General features: G+C 62.1%; 21 protein-coding genes and 1 tRNA gene. 16 read left to right on the top strand and 6 right to left on the bottom strand.

Annotated features, from left to right (window positions below):
- Positions 1-93 precede the first annotated feature (93 nt).
- Genes CQ13_RS03130 through CQ13_RS03145 form a run of 4 tightly spaced genes read left to right on the top strand, consistent with a single transcriptional unit; the run spans position 94 to position 3764 of the window.
- Complete coding sequence (locus CQ13_RS03130; protein WP_057841563.1) at positions 94-888, top strand: WecB/TagA/CpsF family glycosyltransferase; 795 nt, start codon at positions 94-96, stop codon at positions 886-888.
- The gene (locus CQ13_RS03135; RefSeq protein WP_057841564.1) at positions 885-2162 is read left to right on the top strand and encodes a glycosyltransferase; all 1278 of its coding nucleotides are present in this window, start codon (positions 885-887) and stop codon (positions 2160-2162) included. Before CQ13_RS03130 ends, CQ13_RS03135 begins: the two co-directional genes overlap by 4 nt.
- A 10-nt stretch (positions 2163-2172) precedes the next feature.
- Positions 2173-3354, top strand: a complete 1182-nt coding sequence (locus tag CQ13_RS03140) for a glycosyltransferase family 4 protein (protein ID WP_057841610.1) — start codon at positions 2173-2175, stop codon at positions 3352-3354.
- On the top strand, positions 3351-3764 hold the full coding sequence (locus tag CQ13_RS03145; RefSeq protein ID WP_245308999.1) for a hypothetical protein: 414 nt from the start codon (positions 3351-3353) through the stop codon (positions 3762-3764). Before CQ13_RS03140 ends, CQ13_RS03145 begins: the two co-directional genes overlap by 4 nt.
- Before the next feature lie 23 nt (positions 3765-3787).
- On the opposite strand, the gene CQ13_RS03150 is transcribed toward CQ13_RS03145, so the two are convergent.
- From CQ13_RS03150 to CQ13_RS46370, 4 genes are all read right to left on the bottom strand, one after another.
- Positions 3788-4609, bottom strand: a complete 822-nt coding sequence (locus tag CQ13_RS03150) for a class I SAM-dependent methyltransferase (protein ID WP_197427227.1) — start codon at positions 4607-4609, stop codon at positions 3788-3790.
- Positions 4610-5210: 601 nt separating this feature from the next.
- Positions 5211-5432, bottom strand: a complete 222-nt coding sequence (locus CQ13_RS46965; RefSeq protein ID WP_082637282.1) for a uracil-DNA glycosylase family protein — start codon at positions 5430-5432, stop codon at positions 5211-5213.
- A 177-nt stretch (positions 5433-5609) separates the two neighbouring features.
- Positions 5610-6437: a universal stress protein gene (locus CQ13_RS03155; protein ID WP_063800025.1), complete on the bottom strand. Its 828-nt coding sequence runs from the start codon at positions 6435-6437 to the stop codon at positions 5610-5612.
- 192 nt (positions 6438-6629) lie between these two features.
- Positions 6630-6890, bottom strand: coding sequence for a DUF4167 domain-containing protein (locus tag CQ13_RS46370; RefSeq protein ID WP_082637284.1), 261 nt, complete (start codon positions 6888-6890; stop codon positions 6630-6632).
- A 485-nt stretch (positions 6891-7375) separates the two neighbouring features.
- Here CQ13_RS46370 and CQ13_RS03165 point away from each other — a divergent pair, with 485 nt between their 5' ends.
- The 3 genes from CQ13_RS03165 to CQ13_RS03175 all read left to right on the top strand — a co-directional run bounded on the left by CQ13_RS03165 (position 7376) and on the right by CQ13_RS03175 (position 11562).
- The gene (locus tag CQ13_RS03165) at positions 7376-7717 is read left to right on the top strand and encodes a hypothetical protein (RefSeq protein ID WP_197427228.1); all 342 of its coding nucleotides are present in this window, start codon (positions 7376-7378) and stop codon (positions 7715-7717) included.
- Positions 7718-8069: 352 nt separating this feature from the next.
- Complete coding sequence (locus CQ13_RS03170) at positions 8070-10355, top strand: TonB-dependent receptor (protein WP_082637285.1); 2286 nt, start codon at positions 8070-8072, stop codon at positions 10353-10355.
- Between the two features lie 67 nt (positions 10356-10422).
- Positions 10423-11562 (top strand): PepSY-associated TM helix domain-containing protein, encoded by a 1140-nt coding sequence (locus tag CQ13_RS03175; RefSeq protein ID WP_057841568.1) that lies wholly within the window; start codon positions 10423-10425, stop codon positions 11560-11562.
- A 118-nt stretch (positions 11563-11680) separates the two neighbouring features.
- Here the strand turns inward: CQ13_RS03175 and CQ13_RS03180 are convergent.
- A tRNA-Met gene (locus tag CQ13_RS03180) sits at positions 11681-11757 on the bottom strand.
- Between the two features lie 328 nt (positions 11758-12085).
- On the opposite strand from CQ13_RS03180, the gene CQ13_RS03185 reads away from it, so the two are divergent.
- From CQ13_RS03185 to CQ13_RS03195, 3 genes are all read left to right on the top strand, one after another.
- On the top strand, positions 12086-13693 hold the full coding sequence (locus CQ13_RS03185) for a GMC family oxidoreductase (RefSeq protein ID WP_063800026.1): 1608 nt from the start codon (positions 12086-12088) through the stop codon (positions 13691-13693).
- Positions 13694-14014: 321 nt separating this feature from the next.
- Entirely contained in the window at positions 14015-14797 is a 783-nt protein-coding gene (locus tag CQ13_RS03190) for an SDR family oxidoreductase (RefSeq protein WP_057841570.1), read from the top strand.
- Positions 14794-15798: an NADPH:quinone reductase gene (locus CQ13_RS03195; RefSeq protein WP_057841571.1), complete on the top strand. Its 1005-nt coding sequence runs from the start codon at positions 14794-14796 to the stop codon at positions 15796-15798. The genes CQ13_RS03190 and CQ13_RS03195 overlap by 4 nt, the downstream gene beginning before the upstream one ends.
- Here CQ13_RS03195 and CQ13_RS03200 read toward each other — a convergent pair.
- Positions 15761-16216, bottom strand: a complete 456-nt coding sequence (locus tag CQ13_RS03200; protein ID WP_057841572.1) for a DUF3775 domain-containing protein — start codon at positions 16214-16216, stop codon at positions 15761-15763. The genes CQ13_RS03195 and CQ13_RS03200 overlap by 38 nt on opposite strands.
- Before the next feature lie 117 nt (positions 16217-16333).
- On the opposite strand from CQ13_RS03200, the gene CQ13_RS03205 reads away from it, so the two are divergent.
- The 6 genes from CQ13_RS03205 to CQ13_RS03230 all read left to right on the top strand — a co-directional run bounded on the left by CQ13_RS03205 (position 16334) and on the right by CQ13_RS03230 (position 20960).
- The gene (locus CQ13_RS03205) at positions 16334-17185 is read left to right on the top strand and encodes an MBL fold metallo-hydrolase (RefSeq protein WP_057841613.1); all 852 of its coding nucleotides are present in this window, start codon (positions 16334-16336) and stop codon (positions 17183-17185) included.
- A 180-nt stretch (positions 17186-17365) separates the two neighbouring features.
- Positions 17366-18208 carry a fumarylacetoacetate hydrolase family protein gene (locus CQ13_RS03210; RefSeq protein WP_057841573.1) on the top strand — a complete coding sequence of 281 codons (843 nt, stop codon included), beginning with the start codon at positions 17366-17368 and terminating at the stop codon, positions 18206-18208.
- A 144-nt stretch (positions 18209-18352) separates the two neighbouring features.
- Complete coding sequence (locus CQ13_RS03215; RefSeq protein ID WP_057841574.1) at positions 18353-18967, top strand: glutathione S-transferase family protein; 615 nt, start codon at positions 18353-18355, stop codon at positions 18965-18967.
- A gap of 21 nt (positions 18968-18988) precedes the next feature.
- The gene (locus tag CQ13_RS03220; protein WP_057841575.1) at positions 18989-19294 is read left to right on the top strand and encodes a hypothetical protein; all 306 of its coding nucleotides are present in this window, start codon (positions 18989-18991) and stop codon (positions 19292-19294) included.
- Complete coding sequence (locus tag CQ13_RS03225; protein ID WP_057841576.1) at positions 19291-20160, top strand: MBL fold metallo-hydrolase; 870 nt, start codon at positions 19291-19293, stop codon at positions 20158-20160. Before CQ13_RS03220 ends, CQ13_RS03225 begins: the two co-directional genes overlap by 4 nt.
- A complete protein-coding gene (locus CQ13_RS03230) occupies positions 20157-20960 on the top strand; it encodes an enoyl-CoA hydratase/isomerase family protein (RefSeq protein WP_057841577.1) in 804 nt (267 codons plus the stop codon). Before CQ13_RS03225 ends, CQ13_RS03230 begins: the two co-directional genes overlap by 4 nt.
- Positions 20961-20965 lie beyond the last annotated feature (5 nt).

A 20965-nucleotide genomic window follows, 5' to 3' on the forward strand; every position in this document is an offset into this window, starting at 1 on the left:
AATTTTCGGCACGCAGTTCCCGTCGCGAAGCACGCGTCTGTCGATCGTTCCCCACGAGTGCGTCCCTCGATTACATCATCAGCAGGAGTCGATATGTTGGAACCACCAGCGCAGTTGCAGCCGGGCCTCACTGTCGATGGGATAACGATCAATGTTCCCTCGCTTCCGGAAGCCGTGTCTTCGATCGTGTCGGCCGCGCAACATGGCGACAACTTCAGCGTCTGCACGCTCAATCTCGACCACGTTGTCCAGCTTCAGCACCACGCCAATTTTCGCGCGGCCTATCGCCGTGCCCGATTTGTCACCGCCGATGGGTTCCCCATTGTCGTGCTGAGCCGCCTTATGGGCGCGCCAATCGAACGCACGACCGGTGCCGATCTCGTCGAGCCTGTTTGCGCGGAAGCGCGCAAGAAAGGACTCCCGGTCTTTCTGCTGGGGGCGAACGATCTCACACTCAAGACAGCGGCACGGCGTTTGTCGGAACGATTCAAGGGATTGCAAATCGCGGGATGCTTTGCGCCGGGCCCAGGTTTTGATCCCTATTCCAGCGAAGCCGATGCTGCGATCGAACGCATCCGAGCCTCGGGCGCCAGAATTTGCTTCGTCGCGCTGGGTGCGCCACGGCAGGAGCTGTTCGCGGCGCGATGCCTCGATGAGCTGAATGGAACCGGCGTGTTGTGCATCGGAGCCGCACTCGATTTCATCGCCGGCACGCAAAACCGCGCGCCGTCCATCGCGCGCAAAACCGGGCTGGAATGGGCATGGCGCATGCTGCGCGAGCCGCGCCGGCTCGGCCCTCGCTATATCAAATGCATGACAGTCGTTCCGCGCCTCGTTGCGCGAACCATTCCGCAAATCGTCCAGGCACGCATGAGGAAAGCGGCATGACTTCAACATTGACCCTGGCGCTACGGGCGCGAAATGCCAACCGGGTAAAGCCACGTTACCAGATCTGCCTGATCCATCCGTTCGATCCGCGCGGCGAGAAGGTCGGCGGCCTCGAAACATACATTCGCGACTTCATTACATTCCATCCGACCGACACCGACATCCTCTTCATCGGCGTCGACTCGACAGGCGAGCTGGAGCTCGGCAAGCTTCACCGGATGACATTCCGAGGCCGCGGCTTCGACTTCCTACCGATCCTGCACTATTCGGACCAGCAGGCGCGCGAAGCAGCCCGCAGCGTCCGTACCTCGCTGACCGGGCAATTCTTCATGGCACTGCTTCGCCACTTCGGCCCGATCGCAAAGCTGATCCGCGCCAGGCGGTGCTCGGTCGATCTGCGGCGGGTGGAATTCTCCTGGTTGCCGGCGATCCTGCGGCTGCCGTTCGTGCAGATGCTTCACGGCGAGGGCGCGCCGAAATTGCAGATGGATTCGCTGCTGCGGAAATACGCCTTCGTCCACAATACCGGCGAGCGGTTTGCCGTCGCCATGAGCGAGAAATTTCTCTGCGTCAATCCGTTCATCACTGAGCGGTTGCAGCGGACCTATCCGCGCCGCAAGGACAAGATCGACACGCTCTGGACATGGGTCAACACGGATATCTTCAAGCCGCAACTCTGGCCGCTGAACTCGTCGCCGTTTCAGATCGTGTTCGCCGGCCGGCTCGATGAATTCAAGGATCCACCGCTGATGTTTCGCACGATCGACCGCCTGCGGCGGCGATTGAACGGCGACCTACGGTTTCACTATATCGGCACCAGCGACCCGCACCGGTTCGAAGAGTTCGCCGCGATCGAAGGCGTCACCGTCCGCCACGGCTTCAAAGACGCCGCCGGCATGGCGGAGACGCTGGCAAGCGCGCATGCCGGCATCCTGACATCGGAATTCGAAGGCATGCCGCGCTGCGTGCTCGAGACCCTTGCGGTTGGCCGGCCGGTTGTCGCCATGCACCTGCCGCAGCTCGAACCCGTGATCCATTCTGGCGTCAGCGGCTATCTGGTGGCGCGAAGCGGCAGCCGCGACGACATGGCCGATGCGCTCGCGCAGCGGTTCGTCGACGTCCGGAATGCCATCGACGCGGGCACGATGAACCCGGTACAAGTCGCCGGCTCCATCCGGGCATTCACGCCGGGCACCCAGCTTGCGCGAGTCTTCCGCTACCATCAAGAAATTCAGGACGCCCGCGGACTTGGCGCCGCGGCGCCGACTTACTGAGGACGCCGGGTTGAACATCCTTCTGTTGACCAGCGAGTTCGCCCCCGCGATGGGAGGAATTGGGACTTACGCGCGCGAAATTGCGGCGGCGGCGAGCCGGCTCGGCGCCAAGGTCACCGTGGTGGCGCCGGACTACGCACGGCAGACGGCGGACGACGACCGCACCCTGCCCTTCGAGGTCGTCCGCTATAGCGGCGGCCTCCACTCCATGCGCGACATGCCGCGCAAGATCATGCTGACACGCCGCGGCGTCCGCAGCGTCCGATATGACGTGGTCCATGCCGCCGATTGGCCGTTCTTCATTCCGGTTGCGCTTTCGAGATGGCGAACGCAGGCGCGGGTATTGATGACGGTGCATGGTACCGAGATCAACGAAACGCAGACGCCGCTGAAGCGCATGGCGATCCACGGTGCCGGCGTGTTCGGACCGCGGACGGAGATCGTCGCCAACAGCGGCTTTACCGAGACGCTGTTCCGCGAGCGGTTTGCCGTCGACCCGCGCCAGATCAGCGCGATCAGTCTCGGCGTATCGGAGTTCTGGTTCGGCGGACGACGGACGCGCCGGGAGATTCGCCTGGCCCATCGTCTGCCGGAAGACCGGCTGGTGATGATCACGGTCGCGCGCATCACGCGCCGCAAGGGACATCATCTGACGCTGGCCGCCTTGTCTCAGCTTCCGGACGATCTGCGCCATCGCATCACGTGGCTCGTGATCGGCCCGGACGGCGAAGCCGATTATGTCGATGCTCTCCGGCGCGACGCCGAAGCGGCGGCCCGCGACATTCGTTTCCTCGGCCCGCAATCGAACGAAGACATCCGCGATCTCTATGCGGCCTCGGACTTCTTTTGCCTGACGGGTCTCCCCGACACGACCGGCCGGGTGGAAGGATTTGGATTGGTCTATCTCGAGGCTGGGGCCGCCGGCCTGCCAAGCGTCGCGACCGACGTCGGCGGCGTGCCTGACGCCGTGCTCGCCGACGAGACTGGAATTCTCGTGCCACCGTCGGCCGAGAGCATATCGCAGGCGATTGCAGAGCTGGCCGCCGATCGGAATCTGCGCGCCATTCTCGCGGCAGGCGCATCATCCCATGCCCGCGCCCTTTCATGGGAACGATGCGCGGCGATAACTTATGGACTGCCCTACACCGGCAAGCCGGCATCTGCAGACCGCGCCATCGGAATAACGGCATGAAGCTGCTGGTCGCGACCGCGATGCTGCTGACGCTCGCGAACGGTGCAGCGCGGGCGGACAGCGAGAACTGCCGCAAGAGCCGCGAGTATCTCCTGGGAACGCCCGGCGGCGACCTCTCCCTGACGCCGCAGGCCTATAACGACCTGTTCAAGATCTGCGTCGCGGCATCAGCCATGCCCAACGTGAAGGATGCGTATATCCTGCGCGATGGCGGCATCGCCGTGGTCCCCAAACAGGACAGCGTTTCAGCGACGGCAGCCACGCTGGCTCAGTTCTGCGACGCCTATCCTCGCGGCGTGCTCCGCTTCATCACCAGCAAGGAAAAGCTTTCCATCCGCTCCGTAACCGACGTCGCACGGCTGTCGTCAACCTCGTCCACGCCATGCAAGAAGATTAAAGGCGTTTCTTAGAGCTGCGCGCCATCCGTCGGAACTCACTTCTGCCGGTTGTAGTAACCCGGCATGTCATGCGGATCCATCGCCTGTTCGGCCCTGCGCCCCAGAAAGAAGAAGCCGCTGGCGGCGTCTGCTGCGGCCCGGCCGCGACCGAACGCATCGAGATATCTGATCCAGAAGAACGGCAGCACGATCAGGCGTGACAGCTTGTTGCCCGCGCCGAGCGCGCGCGCGAAATAGCGGATCGACCATTCAAGCGCCACGCCGGCGCCGCCGACCGGTCCGGCGTTGATCTCGGAAAATCGCCTGAACAGCCAGCGGTGACCGCTCTGCGTGAAACGCGAGAAGTCATAGGCTCGCTCGTGCACCTGCTGCATGAACGGCGTCTCCGCATAGACCAGGCCTTCCAGCCGCAGCACCCGATGCAGCTCGGCAACCACCGTTGCGGGCTCCAGTACATGTTCCAGCACCGCCTGCACCCAGACGCCGTCGAACACGCCGTCCTCGAAAGGTAGACTGTGGGCGTCAGCCACCAGCACGGTGTGCGGCGAAGCGTAGACGTCGGTGCCGACAAGCTCGATGGAATCGTCCCGGTAGAGTTCGTCTGCGCCCAAACCGATCGTCCCGCCTCCGACAACGAGTACGACCGGCCGCCTCGACTCCCGCTTCAACAGCTCGATGAACGTTGCGCTGTTGGCGACCGCAACCGGATTGCCTCCAAAGGTAAGGCGATGCAGCCGCGATCCAAGGGACCGGCGACTGACGTCCCGCTGCAGCGCCGAGCCATTCTCGGCCTCGTACATCCTGCGTTCAAAAATGCTGGTTGCGAAATCGATCAACACCGGCTGCGCGCCGATCATCGGAAACCCGGCTCCGCTATAATCGCAGGCACGGTTCGAGCAGGTTGCTGTGACCAAACGTTCCGCAGCGACGACGAGCAGCGAGGACAGCGAAGACGGTTCTTCCAGTGCGCGGGTTCCGTATTTGTTAACGAACGGTCGACGGCAGAAAGCTGCAAAGAAGGACCTCATATGTCATTTCTTCTACCCTGCCCCGCTCATGACTCGCAATCGATGCTATTTCGAATGCAACGACAGCGCAACAATGCGGGACCGGGAACAATTTTGATGGTTGCAATTTGGATGTCGCAGGAAGCTGCAGCCAGATGCCACCGTGGGGTTTGCGGAAACGCAACGCACGAACCTGCTTGCTGTTTCCAACAAATTCTAGGATTTGTCGAAAGCCTTGCAGCCGGCTCGTTTCGCGTCGCCTGGTGGGCGACATCGGTCTCAGCTGACGAACCTCAGCATCTGCCCGATCAGGTGAAGAGCAGGTGGTCCCATATCAGGTGCGTACCGCCGGTGAGCGCGATGGATACATCACGACCGGGATCGAACTGGATCACGCGGTCCCCCGATTGACTCTCCTGCCTTGAAATCCCTCACCACATCCCTTGCCACATCATGTCTGACCATCTCGCTGAAAATGAACGTATCGCGGCTTGCGCTGTTCAGCGACGTCGCTGACAGCCCTCGAATTGCGCAACGCGCAGCCGGCCGGCCCGACAAAGGGCCTGCCCTGCTCAGCTTCTTCGGCGCCAGGTGCCTCGCCAACCAGGTATAGCCGCGGTTGCCGGATGAGACCCTCGGGCGCGACCCGGCGCTGATCGAGTCGCTTGTTGATAGCGCTTGTCTCGGCCGTCGGCGTCTACACTCGCCAAAAATCCTGGTAACGCGAATGTCGTTCGGCCGTCTCATCTTGCTTTTGCGAGTGATGACGTGCGCATCCCCCAAACGGAGCCTTGCCAACATGATCAAGGGCATCAGTGCCGTCGACGCCAAGAAGCTCTAGCATCGGCCTTTAATGCGACATCAGTATCGGAACGGTCATCGTGTCGAGAATGCTGCGCGTCACGCCCCCGAGGATGAACTCGCGCAGCCGCGAATGGCCGAAGCCGCCCATTACTATGAGGTCGGCTGATAGATCTGCCGCGTGCGACAGGATTACGTTCGTGACATCGGTCCCATCGGCGGTGAGCGCTTTGGTGCTGAAGTTCAAGTCGTGGCGCGCCAAGTGTCTGCCAACGGCCGCCAGTGATTCTTCGGCTTCCCGACGCCTATTGCCAACGTTGATCACCTCGATCGACTTCGCGCGCTCCAATAACGGCATTGAGTCCGCGAGCGCCCGCGCGGCAGTGCGGCTTCCGTCCCAGCAGACAAGAATGCAGCCGAGCTTGATGCCGTCCTTTTGGATACTGGGTACGACGACGATAGGCCGTCCGGATTCAAACATCGCTGCTTCAGCGGCAAGACCCGTGGAGGTCGTCACTTCGGGCTCGGCCTGCGCAACGATTGCAAGATCGAACGTCCGAGCAATACGGCCAAATGTCCTTGGGATTCCTTCAATGCTGGTCTCGACCATCTGCGCCTCGGCAGGAAGATGAGCCTGCGCCGCTGCCTGTTTGAATCTTTCGATGGCCCCGTTTGCTGCCCTGACGCTCTCTTCGTGCAGGGACTCGATTAGGTCGGCCGGAACAGCCTCCATGCCGCCAGCCACAATCGCTGGGGAGTGACACATTGCGATCCCTGCAAGCTGGGCATCGAACATCCTGGCAACGGATATCGCGTACGCTGCTGCTGGATCGCGAGAGTTAGAGGTCACCAAGTTGACGACAATATCCCGAATCACGGCCAGCCTCCTCATGATGAGCCGCCCTTGTGGGGCGAAGGGCTTGCGAGTTCGTTCGTGTAACGCGGCCGCTCAAAATGAAGAACTCCGGGCGGCCCGCATTGGTTCCGGGCGCAAAGGCCAGTGGAGCGGTCCCGCCGAGAGCAGAACACGTCCGTCCTCAGGTTTCGCGATTACAGAAGGACTGCTCCATCATCCGCTGTGTCCCAGCAGCGGCTTGGGCAGAACTGCCGGCTGCGGCGAGAGCCGCCCGCCGTGCGCCTCATCGTGCATCGACCGCAAATAGTGTTCGGCGTGCTGAAGATAATTTTCCGCTGCGATCAGGTCTCCCTTCAGCGCTTCAGCGCGCGCCAACTCTACGTAGCGCTCGTAATTCCTTTGTGCGTTCTGAGACTGCCTCGGGAGGCGGGTCCTGACGACTTTGCTTTTCGGTGACCGTGTTCTTCTCGCCATTGGGCTAGCTGTAGAATTGATCTGCGGCGCAAGGCTATCGCCGACGAGGCGCTCTGGTCCGCGCTGCCTTTTTGGCTGCCGCTGAGCGCTTCGCCGGGCCTTTGGTCTTTACGGCCTTCCGAGCCGCCGCTGAGCGGGCCGAGGCGGAGCGACGCGAGGCGGCGCTTCGTGCTTGTTTCGACAGTGCCGCACGCGACGCCGTGCTGCGTGGTTCACGCTTGAGCGTCTGCGATACAGCACGTGACACGCGCGGCTGGCGTCGGGTTTTTCGCTTGCCCTGGCCCGCCTCATACGCGTATTCCGCGCTTCTGCGGGTTCTTGCCTTGGCCTTGCCTTTTGCCGGCGGACGGAGCGGAACGCCCGCACGCCGTGCCTTGGACAGGCCAATTGCAATCGCCTGCTGCGGCGATCTCGCTCCATGTTGGCCGCGGCGGACCTTGCGAATCTCCTCATGCACAAACTCGCCCGCCTGGGTAGTTGGCGACTTGCCCGCGCGCTTATCCCGTCTGGCCTTCTGCACTGTTTTTCGCTCCGGCATGATCGTCTCCAATTGGTGGCGCATCGCCCCGCGAAACGGCTTTGCCAGTGGCCGTTCTTCTCAAGAAACTAACGTCCGACCACGGGAAATGGTCCTGCAGGCGCGAAGCTCTGACCGAAGTGCTCAAGGGATCGAGAGCGACAAAGCTGTGCGAAGCCTGATCGAACGGATCGTTCTGCGCTCTGGGCTCGCGCGGGAAACGTTCTCCTTCAGTTCCATCGAGGGAACATTCATCGCTGAACGTCAGGTGTCGCGGCGGGGGATCGGCGCGCTGCTGCACCGAGCTTGATCCGCTCGAAGCTCCGCATCGAGCGGCGTCTCCCGCAGATCGTCTGGCGAGTTGCGACGAGCCAGCATTCAAGAATCCAAACCACCGCGAGTACTCCTGGCGCAGCGCCATGCTCAAGTCGTTGCCAAGGCCTGGCGTGCGCTGAGGGCTGGGATCGCCGGTGCGTATCCCGCCGGCGTTGTGATTGCGTGTTCAGCTACGCTTAGCGAGAATCGTCGCCGTCTTTGGTCGATAAAAATACAACATCCAACAAAAACGAACGCCGTTTTGAAGGCTTCTAATGCCCGAAGCATGTCTGCTCGCCAAACGATTCAGTAAGAGCCCCACACGATGACCATCAATCGGGGTGAGGATGACTCTTTCGACGAAGAAGCTCTACTGTGCCGTTTGTTGTGGCACGGCGAGTTACCTGGCACTGTCCTTTCAATTGGTAGAAGAAGTTTACGCAAGAGAACCAGTCTCCTTACCCGCCGTCACGATTGACTCACCAAAACGTCAAGCCGTACGACGTCCACAGCCTCAGCAGGGCACAAGGAGCACGCGCGTCGTTGCTCCACGCGTTGCGGCTCCAGCGAGCCAGCGCGAGGCTATCCCATATCTCACGCCTTCGACCGGCACTATTGGTCAGCCACCGGCTCCCTATGCGGGCGGCCAGGTCGGGACCACCACACGCGTCGGCATGTTAGGCAATCGCAATGTCTTCGATACGCCGTTCAACACGACGGGCTACACGGACAAGCTTATCCGTGACCAGCAGGCCAACACCATCACCGACGTCACCGACAACGACCCCTCGGTGCGCACGAACTCACCACGCTTCAGCGGACTCGACGGATTTCTGATCCGTGGCTTTCCGGTATTCGCGAGCGACATCGCGTTCGACGGCCTCTACGGCATCACCGATACGCGCCGCCCTGCCCTTGAACCGATCGAGCGCGTAGAGATCCTCAAGGGACCAAGCGCCCTGTTGTATGGGATTTCACCATTCGGAAATATCGGCGGCACCATCAACCTCATCCCGAAGCGGGCCACCGACGATCCGATCACACGACTGACTACGGGTTTCGTGTCCAATGGAAATGTTGGGACGGCGATCGATTTCGGCCGGCGCTTTGGCGCCGACAAAGCATGGGGCGTTCGCGTCAACGGGGCCTATCGCGATGGCCGGACGCCGATCGACTTCCAGACGGATGGGTTCGGCGTCGGCGCGGTTGCTCTCGACTACCGTGGCGAGCGGTTCCGAGCCACCGTCGATTTTGGTTACCAGCAGCAGGACCTGAACGCTCCCACACGCGTGCGGCAAGTGAACTTGGGATTTCCCATCCCGGTTTCGCCCTCGCTCACAATCAACCAGCAGCAACCCTGGGAGTACTATAATTCCGACCATCGATACGCTGCGGCCCGCGCCGAGTATGACCTCAACGATTTCTGGACGCTGTATGGAGCCTACGGTCGCAGCCGATCCAAGGAAGTTTTCTTCGGCGGAACTCTGCGCATCACGAGCGCACTGGGCCAGTTCACGTCACAGCCGGCCCTCACTGTGCAGGATGCTGATCGCGAGACTGGAGAAATCGGGCTACGCGGCCGTTTCACCACCGGACCGGTGAAACATTCCACCGTGCTTGCGACAACCGGGCTGTGGCAAGACAGCGGAACTGCCACCACCAATGTCGGACCACCGATCACGTCGAACCTTTATAATCCCGTTTACGTGGCTCCGCGTAGCGCGGCGGGCCTGTCGCACAACGCGCCACTTTCTGCGCAGCGGATCAATCAAAGCGTCGCGATCGCGGATACGATGTCGATCCTCGATGATCGCGTGCTTCTCACACTGGGCGGGCGCTGGCAGGGGATCGACGTCACCAACTTCAACACGACCACAGGTGCCGTGACCTCACGCCCGCAGAACGAGGCGATCACCCCTGCCGTGGCTCTCGTGCTGAAACCAATCAGCAACCTCTCGCTCTACGGCAACTACATCGAAGGCCTAACGTCGGGTGGAACGGCGCCGGCTACTGCCGCCAATCCACTTCAAGTCTTTCCTGCGATCGTGACCAAACAGATCGAGGTCGGTGCCAAGTATGACTTCGGGATCTTGGGGGTTACTGTGGCGGCGTTTGAGATCACGCAGCCCAACGGCATCACCGATCCAACGACCAACATCTTCTCGGTCGACGGCGAGCAGCGCAATCGCGGATTGGAGTTCAACACTTTCGGCGAGGTCGCCCCGGGAATGCGCCTGCTCGGTGGCGTGGCCTTCCTCGACGGCGTGCAGACCAAGACGTCTGGCGGCCGGTTCGATGGCAAAACCGCGGTCGGCGTTCCGGACATCCAATTCAACCTCTATGGCGAATACGATCTGCCCTTCTGGCGGACATCGGGAATGGCGACTCTGACTGCGCGGGTCATTTACACCTCGCCGCAATATTACGATCAGGGGAACACGCAGCAGATCCCGGACTGGGTTCGGACCGACATCGGAGCACGCTACGTCACCAAGATTGACGGCAGACCACTGACGTTGCGCGCGGCGGTCGAAAACGTCTTCGGTCTGGACTACTGGGCGACGACGGGACGTGGCTTTTTGACTCCGGGCACACCGCGCACCTACCGGCTCTCGGCGAGCATCGACTTTTGAGGCGCCGTGAGACAGTGATGTTGTGAACGACCTTCCACGAGCCAAAGTAGCAGCCGCCTGGGCGCCCATGAAGGCGCCCAGGCTGCGCGTTGCGCTCGTCTGGCTCCACCGATGGGTTGGCCTCAGCCTCGGTGTCCTCCTCGTGGTGATCGGGCTTACGGGCAGCTTCATCGTCTTTTATCGCGAGATCGATGCGGCATTGAATCCGAGCCTCTACACCCCGGCCGGACCTCAGCACCATCTTGAGTCCGCCGAGGTCATGCGGATTGCGGCCACCGTGGATTCGGCGCCGATCCGATCCGTCATTGCACCTGACCAGACTTGGCCGGTCTGGGTCGTCATGCACTCCCACCCGACGGAGAAAGGTCGGTATCCGAGTCTCTGGACCACCATGATCGACCCTTCGAATGGGAAGGTGCTAGGCCGGCGCGACTACACCAACTGTTTCGCATTCACCGTCTATCGCGTGCACTACAATCTGCTGCTCCATGACTGGTGGGGCAGCGAGCTTGTCGGAGTGATCGGCTTCGTGCTGCTCGGGATGGCTTTCTCGGGCCTGTATCTGTGGTGGCCGAAGCGAGTCCGGTTCTGGCGCTCAGTCTCGATCCGTAGGCACGTGTCCGCGCAACGCCTTATGCTCGATCTGCACAACACGGCAGGCTTCTGGAGCCTACCGTTGCTTGCTCTGATCTCCGTTACGGGTATCGGTATCGTGTTTCCCGGTGTCATCCGCCCGGTAGTCGGCCTGGTCTCGACGGCCACTCCTTATCCGTCGCCGACCATCAAGCCTCCACCGCCAAACGGAGCCGCACGATTGTCTGCTGATGCGATCGTTCTCGCGGCGCGCGCCGCCCAACCCGGCTACGACATAGCGCAATTGAATCCGCCGAGCGAGACCCGCAACACCTGGCGTGTCCTGTTGCGACCGCCTGGCTCCAATCCAGCCCTTCGCACCCGCGGTGCCATCTGGCTCGATCCCTGGACGGGTGCACTCGCGCACGACCGCACGCCCGATTCCATGTCGCTGGGCGACCGCTATATGACCGAACAGCTCTGGCTCCATAACGGATCGAGCTTCGGCTTGCTCGGCCGTCTTCTTGTCTTTGCTTCCGGCTTCATGCCGCTCATTCTCTTCGTCACAAGCTTTCAGGTTTGGCGATCCAGAAGGAGGCACAGAACAAAAAGAGGCGATGCGCGAAGCTCATGAGTGTGCCCTCGTTCAATGGAGCGAATGAGCTCCGAACGTGCGTACGAACGGATGCGCGAGCACCGACGCCACTCTTCCAAAACGAACGCCGCCAAGTCGGTGACCTGGCGGCGTTGTCTGGTTGCGGGGGCAAGATTTGAACTTGCGACCTTCAGGTTATGAGCCTGACGAGCTACCGGGCTGCTCCACCCCGCGTTAAACCGTTGCACTGCCTTCGAAAAACCGGACCCGACGTGAAAGCCGGCCAACGCGTGGTTGCGCCGATCGATCCCGTCCGGAGGCTTCCTGAGAAGGCGACCCGGGCAAGGCCATCGGGTGCGAGGGGTATGTATCAACGTCACCCCGCTTTGGAAAGGGGCAAGAAGGGGCTTTTGCAGATTTTATGACAGCAAAAACGAGGGGTCGGAGCGCCAAAACCGGCCTTTGGAACCGCTCTTGCCATAAACACCGCAAAAGCGGAGTTTTGCGCCTAAAGCCGCGGCCCGTCAGGTGGCCAGAACAAAAATCCGGGAGGGGGATGGGCGTGACCGATATCTTCGATTTCGTGGTGGTGGGCGGCGGCTCCGGCGGCTGTACGGTGGCGGGACGGCTGTCGGAAGATCCGAAGACGTCGGTGGCGCTACTCGATGCCGGCGGCAGGAATGACAATTGGGTGGTCACGACGCCGTTCGCACTCGTGCTGATGGTCGCAGGCCCCGTCAACAACTGGGCCTTCAGCACCGTGCCGCAGAAGGGACTCAACGGACGCATCGGCTATCAGCCGCGCGGCAAGGGGCTCGGCGGCTCCTCGGCGATCAACGCGATGGTCTATATCCGCGGCCACCGCGCCGACTATGATCATTGGGCCTCGCTCGGCAATACCGGCTGGTCGTTCGCCGACGTGCTGCCCTACTTCAAGCGCGCCGAAGACAATGCCGATTTTGACGGCGAGTACCACGGCAAGGGCGGCCCGCTCGCGGTCAACAAGTCGCGCACCGGCAATCCGGTGCAGCAGATTTTTCTGAAGGCGGCGCAGGAAGCGCAGTTTCGCCTGCGCGAGGATTTCAACGCCGACGAGCACGAGGGCCTCGGCATCTATCAACTGACGCAGAGGAACGGCGAACGCTGCAGCGCCGCGCGCGCCTATATCCACCCGCATATGGAAAACCGCGCCAATCTGCGCGTCGAGACTCATGCCCACGCCACGCGTATTCTGTTCGAGGGCAAGCGCGCGATCGGCGTCGAATACCGGCAGGGCAAGGAGCTGAAGCAGATTCGCGCCCGGCGCGAGGTGATCCTCTCCGCCGGCACGTTCCAGACGCCGCATGTTCTGATGCTGTCGGGCATCGGCGACAGCACCGAGCTTGCAAAACACGGCATTGCCACCATGCACCATCTGCCCGGCGTCGGGCAGAACCTGCAGGACCATCCGGATTTCGTGTTCGGCTACATGTCCGACTATCCCCACTTCAACGGCATTTCACTTAAAGCGCTGCCGCGGCTGCTGCGGGCCATCCGACAGTATCGCCGCGAACGCACCGGGCCGATGACATCGAATTTCGCCGAATGCGGCGGCTTCCTGAGAACCCGGCCCGATCTCGACATCCCAGATATTCAGCTTCATTTCGGCATGGCGATGGCCGACGATCACGGCCGCAAGCGCCATCGCGGCACCGGCTTCTCCTGCCACGTCTGCCTGCTGCGGCCGAAGAGCCGCGGCAGCGTTTCGCTGCTCGGCGCCGATCCATTTGCGCCGCCGCTGATCGATCCGAATTTCTTTGGTGACGCGGACGACCTGGAAGCCATGGTCGCGGGCTTCAAGACCACGCGCCGGCTGATGGAGACGCCGGCGCTGCGCGCGTTGCAGAAGAAGGAGATGTTCACGGAAGGCGTGCACAGCGATGACGACATCCGCGACGTGTTGCGCGCCCGCGTCGACACCGTCTATCACCCGGTCGGCACTGCCAAGATGGGCGTCAACGATCCCATGGCCGTGGTCGATCCGAAGCTGAAAGTGTACGGCGTCGGAGGATTGCGCGTGGTCGATGCGTCGATCATGCCGACCCTGATCGGCGGCAATACCAATGCACCGACGATCATGATCGGGGAAAAGGCCGCCGACATGATAAGAGCGGAGATGCAGGCGGGTTGATTGCCCCGTCATTGCGAGAATCCGTAGGGTCGGCAAAGCCAACGGGTCGCGCGAATGCGCGCCCCAGCGACGAGCGCAAGGGCGCTCGCGGAGTGATGACAGGCTCCGCGTGCCCACCATTGCGGTATCGATGCGGATGGATAGTGGGCACGGCGCAAGGGCGCCTTTGCCCACCCTACAAATCTCGCAGCGGAGAGCGCCGTTTCCGGCATCGCAATATGCAATATCAGCAGGCTCGGCGGCTTATCAGCGGCGCGCGACTTGGCTAGAGTGGCCGCATCGGACTACAGGAACATCACCTGACGCAACGGGAGAGAAAAAGTGGATCTTGGGATCAAAGGCCGCCGTGCCATAGTCTGCGCATCGAGCAAGGGCTTGGGCCGCGCCTGCGCCATGGCGCTGGCCAATGAGGGCGTGCATGTCACGTTGACCGCGCGCGGCGGGGAGGCGCTGAAAAAGGCGGCCGACGACATCCGCAAGGCCAGTCCCGGCGTCACGGTAACCGAGATAGTCGGCGACATCACGACGCCCGCCGGCCGCGACGCCGTGCTGAAGGCCTGTCCCGAACCGGACATCCTGATCAACAATGCCGGCGGCCCGCCGCCCGGCGATTTCCGCAACTGGACCCGCGACGACTGGATCAAGGCGATCGACGCCAACATGCTGACGCCGATCGAACTGATCAAGGCGACGGTGGACGGCATGATGGCGCGGAAATTTGGCCGCATCGTCAATATCACCTCGGCCGCGGTGAAGGCGCCGATCGACATATTGGGGCTTTCCAACGGCGCGCGTGCCGGACTCACCGGCTTCATCGCGGGACTGTCGCGCAAGACCGTGATCAGCAACGTCACCATCAATGCGCTGCTGCCGGGACCGTTCGACACCGACCGCCTGCGCGGTGTGGGGAAGGCAGAGGCCGAAAAGCGCGGCATCCCGCCGGACCAAGTGTTTGCCGAGCGCGCCAAGCAAAATCCAGCCGGGCGGTTTGGCGATCCGGACGAGTTCGGCTACGCCTGCGCCTTCCTGTGCGGTGCCAAGGCCGGCTTCATCACCGGCCAGAACATCCTGCTCGACGGCGGCGCTTTCCCCGGTACCTTGTGAAGGCAGTCTGGTACGAGAAAACGGGGCCAGCACAGGAAGTGCTGGCTTATGGCGAGATGCCAACGCCGGTGGCTGGCCCGGGCGAAATCCGGGTGCGGCTGCAGGCGTCCGGCGTCAATCCCGCCGATGTCGGCCGCCGCGGCGGCGGCTACCGGCCGATGGAATATCCGCGCGTCATTCCCAACAGCGACGGCGCCGGCATCATCGATCAGGCCGGCGACGGCGTCACGCGGCTCAAGATCGGCCAGCGGGTCTGGCTGTTCAACGGCCAGCGCAATGGCCGCGCGTTCGGCACCGCGGCTGAATATATTGCGCTCGCCGAACATCTAGTGGCGCCGCTGCCGGACAATCTGTCGTTTGCCGAAGGCGCCACGCTGGGCATTCCCGGCATGACGGCATGGTGCTGTCTCTATTGCGACGGGCCGATCGTGGGGCAGACCGTGCTCGTCACCGGCGGTGCCGGCGCAGTCGGGCACTATGCCGTGCAGCTCGCCAAATGGGGTGGTGCCAAGGTGATCGCGACCGTCAGTTCGGCAGCCAAGGCCGAGCAAGCATGTCTCGCCGGCGCCGATCTCGTCGTCAACTACAAGACGGAGGACGTTGTTGCGAAGGCGATGACCTTCACCGGCCAGCGCGGCGTCGACCGCGACGTCGATGTCGATTTCGGCGGCAATATGGAGACCACGCTGAAACTGATGGGCGTGAATTCGACGATTGCGGTCTACGCCACCAACGGCAACCGCATGCCGGTCGTACCAATGCGCGAATTGATGGAGAAATGCATCGCGGTCCGCGCGCTCGTGCTGTTTGCGCTGCCGCCGCCGCTACTGGCGGCCGCGCAGGCCGACATCACGAAATGGCTGTCGGCAGGTCGGCGCATCCACAACGTCGCTGCGCAGTTTGCACTCTCCGACACCGCGCTGGCGCACCTTGCAGTGGAGAAAGGCGACAAGCTGGGCACCGTTATCGTGGATTGCGCTCGTCTTCTTCCCGCGTGCTGACACTGGAGGAATCGGCCGTCGTTCGCTCCTCGTTCCAGGTAAGGCCGAACTCGTCGAGCCCCTGCGCCAGCAAATCTCCAAGCATCGGCTCGCCGAGAAGATAGCGCGCGGTGTCGCGGTCACGCTGGTCGGCCGCTTCCGCACGTAGATCCTCCCACTCCTCGATGGTGGCGTCGCCGCGCCCCAGTCGCATCAAGGCGACGAGATCAACCCTCTCGTCCTCGGAAAGCGAGTTGATGAAGCCGGTGATCTCGCGGACGACCGGATCTTTTCCGTTGTCCTGCAGCACGTCGATCATGTCGTCATCGCCTGCATTCGACCCTGAATCCGGATCGGATTCCCCTTCCTTGACGTCGAACTGCCGGGCTTTCTCGATCAGAAAGCCAATTTTTTCGGGCAAAATCGTGAGTTCTGGCATCGCATGTTCCTCATACGGGCTATGCGATAACGCCGAACGCTGTCGGATGATCCATTGCACCGGCTGATGGAAACCCGCATCCTTGCCCGAACAACCAGAAACGAGAGGACGCGCCGGATGCACTGGAACGTGGGCAGGGTCAGGATCACGAGAGTTGTCGAAATGGAGACTGTCGGCAGCACCCGTTTCATTCTTCCGCTCGCGACCAACGAGGAAATCCGAGAACTGCCTTGGCTGATCCCGCAATTTGCGACCGAGGAAGGCCGGCTGAAAATGTCGATCCATTCGTTCCTGGTCGAGACTCCCTCGCGCCGCATCATCGTCGACACCGGCCTCGGCAACGACAAGCAGGGCCGCAACGTGCCGACCTGGAACAACCGGAGTTATCCGTTCCTCGACATGCTGGCAGCGGCTGGCTTCCCGCCCGACAGTATCGATACCGTGCTGTGCACGCACCTGCATGTCGACCATGTCGGCTGGAACACGAAACTCGTCGATGGCAAATGGGTGCCAACCTTCGCCAATGCCCGATATGTGTTCGGCAGAGGCGAATACGAGTACTGGCGCGAGCACAGCGATGCGCCGGATAAGCTCGCCGTGTTCGACGATTCCGTGAAGCCGATCGCCGACGCCGGCAAATCCGAGCTCGTCGCCAGCGATGCCAGATTGACGGATGAAATCACGCTGATCCCGACCCCCGGCCACAGTCCCGGCCATATGAGCGTCCACATCAAGTCGGATGGCGAGGAAGCCCTGCTAACGGGGGACGTCGCCCATCATCCGTGCCAGATGGCGCATCTCGACTGGTCCTCGACCGCCGATTCCGATCCCCGGCAGTCGGCCGAAACCCGACGTGAACTGTTTTCGCGCTTCGCCGACACGCCGACGCTGGTGATTGGCGGGCACTTCAGTGCCGGTCACATCAAGCGCGATGGCGACGCTTTCCGGTTCGTGGCGCTGAATCCGTAGAATGCGCGAGCCCACAATATTCCCGCTGACGATGGATGGTGGGTACGGCGCAAGGGCGCCTTTGCCCACCCTACCCTGCGCTTTCGGCAGTTGAATTTCCTGCGCCGCTGTTCCAAGAAGCGTCTGAAGTTTTACGGAAATCCCCGAATTTCTCAAGAAAACCCCGCAGGGAGCGATAAAATGAAGCTTGTTCGTTACGGCGCCAAGGGTGCGGAAAAGCCCGGCCTGATCGATAAATCCGGCCAGTTGCGCGATCTTTCCGCCCACGTCAGGGATCTCGACGGGGATGCCTATGCGCCGGCCTCGCTGGCCAAGCTGGCGGCGCTGGATACCTCCAAGCTTCCCGCCGTCGACGGCAAGCAGCGCCTCGGCGCGCCGGTCACCGGCATCTCCAAATTCGTCGCGATCGGCCTGAACTACAGCGACCACGCCAAGGAGACGGGATCGCCGATCCCGACCGAGCCGATCTTCTTCATCAAGGCCAACACCTCGCTGTCAGGCCCGAACGATGCGGTCGAAAAGCCGCGCGGCTCCACCAAACTTGACTGGGAAGTCGAGATCGCCGCCATTATCGGCACCCGCGCCAAATATGTCTCGGAGGCCGACGCGCTCAACCACATCGCCGGCTACTGCGTCTGCAACGACGTCTCCGAGCGCAATTTCCAGATCGAGCGGCTCGGTCAGTGGACCAAGGGCAAATCGCACGACACGTTCGGTCCCGTTGGCCCGTGGCTGGTCACCAAGGACGAAATCCCCGACGTGCAGAATCTGTCGATGTGGCTCGATGTCAACGGCAAGCGTCGCCAGACTGGTTCGACCTCGACCATGATCTTCTCGATGGCGAAGTGCATTTCGTATGTCTCGCAGTTCATGACGCTGTTGCCGGGCGATATCGTCACCACCGGCACCCCGCCCGGCGTCGGCCTCGGCATGAAGCCGCCGACTTTCCTCAACGTCGGCGACGTCGTCACGCTCGGCATTGAAGGGCTCGGCGAGCAGCGCCAGGAAATCATCGCGGCCTGAGGCTGGTGCACGTACCGACACCGTCATTGCGAGGAGCGACAGCGACGAAGCAATCCATCCTTCCACACGCTCGGAGGCAATGGATTGCTTTGCTTCGCTCGCAATGACTGAGGATCCAGTTCCATTGCCTAGGGGATTCCGTCCATGAAACTCACCTTCTCTCCCGCCTCGCCGTTCGCCCGAAAAGTCCGCATCGCCGCGATCGAGACCGGCCTGATCGACAAGATTGAATTCACTCCGGCGACGGTTGCTCCGGGTCAACCCAACGAAGAGTATTCGAAGATCACCCCGCTGAAGAAACTGCCGGTGCTGATCCTCGACAATGGCGACGTCATTCTCGATTCCTACGTCATCGTCGAATATCTCGACGAGCTCGCCGGCGGCGGAAAGCTGATCCCCGCATCCGGGCCTGAGCGATGGAAGGTGAAGAGCGATCATTCCCTGCTGCAGGGCATGCTGGATTCCATGTTGCTGTGCCGGTACGAAAAAATGGTGCGCCCCGAAGGGCTGCGCTGGGACGCCTGGCATGACGACCATTGGAATCGCGCGTGGGCCGGCATGGCGCGGTTCGAGAACAAGCCCGACGTGCTGTCCGGTCCGTTCAACATTGCGCAGATCGGCCTGGTCTGCGTACTCGGTTATGCCGATTTCCGCTTTGCCGATTGCGGCTGGCGCAAAGCCTATCCAAAGCTCGATGCCTTCCATCAGAAGATGATGGAGCGGCCGTCGGTGAAAATCTCGGCGCCGCCGCCGGCGTAACCGAACAACGGAGACGGTAGCATGCGCGAGGTTGGCAAAAAATTGCGGCACCTCGGCTTCGCTGCCGTTTTCGCGCCCGCCGCGTCCGGCGCATCCGCCCAGCTACAGGAATTCTCCACCGGCCAGCGCAATCTCGCCGGCGGGAGCCCAGCCGCGATCGGCGACGGTTGGCTGACTGCTGGCGGCCGGCAGATCGTTTCGGTCAAATGGATCGAGCAATCAGCCACGCCGCGTTTTCGGGCGATCGATTATTTCGGCGACCTGCCAACTTCACTATTCCTTACGTCCGTAACAACAACGCGCGACTATTCAGCAGGAAAACCATGAACCTCAAATTCACCGTTGGCGATCTCATCATTCACCGCGTCATCGAGCAGGAAACCACCTTCCTGCCGGCTTTGGAGATGCTGCCGGCCCTGACGCCGGAGGTGCTGGCTGAAAACCGGGCGTGGATGCAAAGGGCCGGCGCGCTCGACCATAACGACGTGCTGATCCTGTGTTTCCAGTCTTACGTGGTGAAGACGCCGAGCCACACCATCCTGATCGATAGCTGCATCGGCAACGACAAACCGCGGCCGCAGCGTCCGAAGTGGAACATGAAGACCGACGACACCTATATGCGCGGTCTCGCCGCGGCCGGCTTCTCCGTCGAAGACATCGACTACGTCATGTGCACGCATCTGCATGTCGATCATGTCGGCTGGAACACGCGGCTCGACAATAGCCGCTGGGTGCCGACCTTCCCGAAAGCGCGCTACGTGTTCGACAAGACCGAATTCGACTACTGGACCGAGACGCACGCGAAGGCGCCCGTGCCGCCGTTTGGCGACAGCGTGCTACCGGTTGTCGAGGCCAAACAGGCCGAAATCGTCCGCAGCGACTACGCCATCGGCGATCACACCCGCATCCTGCCGACGCCAGGCCATACGCCCGGCCATGTCGCCTTCACCTTCGGCCACGGGAAGGATGATGCCGTGTTCTCGGGCGACCTGATACATTCGCCGCTGCAGATGCGCTATCCGGAATTATCCATGAAATTCGACGTCGACCAGACACAAGCGGCAAAAACGCGGCGCGGCTTCCTGGAACGCTACTGCGACACCGATACGCTGTGCTGCACCGCGCATTTCCCGTCGCCGTCGGTCGGGAAGATCCGACGCGCGGGCAGTGGATTCTCCTGCGAGGCGATATGAGTTCGAACCCATCCGCTTTCGAGACGCTTTCGATCGAACCGGTCGACGAGTACGTGGCGATCATCCGTCTCAATCGGCCGCATGCCTCCAACGCGCTCAACACCCAGATGGGCCGCGATCTCGTGCGCTATTTCGAGGAGGTCGCGCTCGATTCCAGGAGCCTGCGCTGCATCGTCTTGACCGGCGCCGGTGACAAGGCGTTCTGCGCCGGCGGCGATTTGAAGGAACGGCGCGGCATGACGGATGAGGCGTGGACGCGCCAGCATGTCATTTTCGAGCGGATGGTGCGGGCGCTGATCGACTGCCCCGTCCCGATCATCGGCGCCGTCAACGGCGCGGCCTATGGCGGCGGCTGCGAGATCGCAGGCTGTTGCGATTTCCTCTACGCCGCCGAAAGCGCGCGCTTCGCGCTGACCGAGGTGACACTCGGCATCATGCCGGGTGGCGGCGGCACGCAAACCTTGCCGCGCGCCGTCGGCGAGCGCCGCGCCAAGGAGCTGATCCTGACCGGCAAGCCGTTTACTTCGGCGGAAGCACGTGACTGGGGTTTTGTGAACGAAGTCTTTCCGCTATCCGAACTACTGCCGGCTGCACTGGCGACTGCCTCGAAGATCGCCCGCAATGCACCGATCTCCGTCAGGCAGGCAAAGCTCTCGATCCATCGCGGTCTGCAATTGTCCCTGCGGGACGGCCTCGCGCTTGAGATCGAGGCCTATAGCCGCATGGTGCCGACGGAAGATCGCCGCGAGGGCGTGCTGGCCTTCAACGAGAAGCGAACGCCCAATTTCAAGGGCCGGTAGCGCAT

This window comes from Bradyrhizobium retamae, assembly GCF_001440415.1.
GTDB classification, from domain to species: domain Bacteria; phylum Pseudomonadota; class Alphaproteobacteria; order Rhizobiales; family Xanthobacteraceae; genus Bradyrhizobium; species Bradyrhizobium retamae.

Bases quoted from the DNA above. Each gene is read 5' to 3' on its own strand.
- CQ13_RS03145 (WP_245308999.1), top strand. From the start codon at position 3,351: ATGAAGCTGCTGGTCGCGACCGCGATGCTGCTGACGCTCGCGAACGGT.
- CQ13_RS03215 (WP_057841574.1), top strand. From the start codon at position 18,353: ATGAAACTCACCTTCTCTCCCGCCTCGCCGTTCGCCCGAAAAGTCCGC.
- CQ13_RS03230 (WP_057841577.1), top strand. From the start codon at position 20,157: ATGAGTTCGAACCCATCCGCTTTCGAGACGCTTTCGATCGAACCGGTC.
- CQ13_RS03200 (WP_057841572.1), bottom strand. From the start codon at position 16,216: ATGCCAGAACTCACGATTTTGCCCGAAAAAATTGGCTTTCTGATCGAG.
- CQ13_RS03220 (WP_057841575.1), top strand. From the start codon at position 18,989: ATGCGCGAGGTTGGCAAAAAATTGCGGCACCTCGGCTTCGCTGCCGTT.
- CQ13_RS03205 (WP_057841613.1), top strand. From the start codon at position 16,334: ATGCACTGGAACGTGGGCAGGGTCAGGATCACGAGAGTTGTCGAAATG.
- CQ13_RS03210 (WP_057841573.1), top strand. From the start codon at position 17,366: ATGAAGCTTGTTCGTTACGGCGCCAAGGGTGCGGAAAAGCCCGGCCTG.
- CQ13_RS03170 (WP_082637285.1), top strand. From the start codon at position 8,070: ATGACTCTTTCGACGAAGAAGCTCTACTGTGCCGTTTGTTGTGGCACG.
- CQ13_RS03135 (WP_057841564.1), top strand. From the start codon at position 885: ATGACTTCAACATTGACCCTGGCGCTACGGGCGCGAAATGCCAACCGG.
- CQ13_RS03150 (WP_197427227.1), bottom strand. From the start codon at position 4,609: ATGATCGGCGCGCAGCCGGTGTTGATCGATTTCGCAACCAGCATTTTT.
- CQ13_RS03130 (WP_057841563.1), top strand. From the start codon at position 94: ATGTTGGAACCACCAGCGCAGTTGCAGCCGGGCCTCACTGTCGATGGG.
- CQ13_RS03225 (WP_057841576.1), top strand. From the start codon at position 19,291: ATGAACCTCAAATTCACCGTTGGCGATCTCATCATTCACCGCGTCATC.
- CQ13_RS46370 (WP_082637284.1), bottom strand. From the start codon at position 6,890: ATGGCGAGAAGAACACGGTCACCGAAAAGCAAAGTCGTCAGGACCCGC.
- CQ13_RS03175 (WP_057841568.1), top strand. From the start codon at position 10,423: ATGAAGGCGCCCAGGCTGCGCGTTGCGCTCGTCTGGCTCCACCGATGG.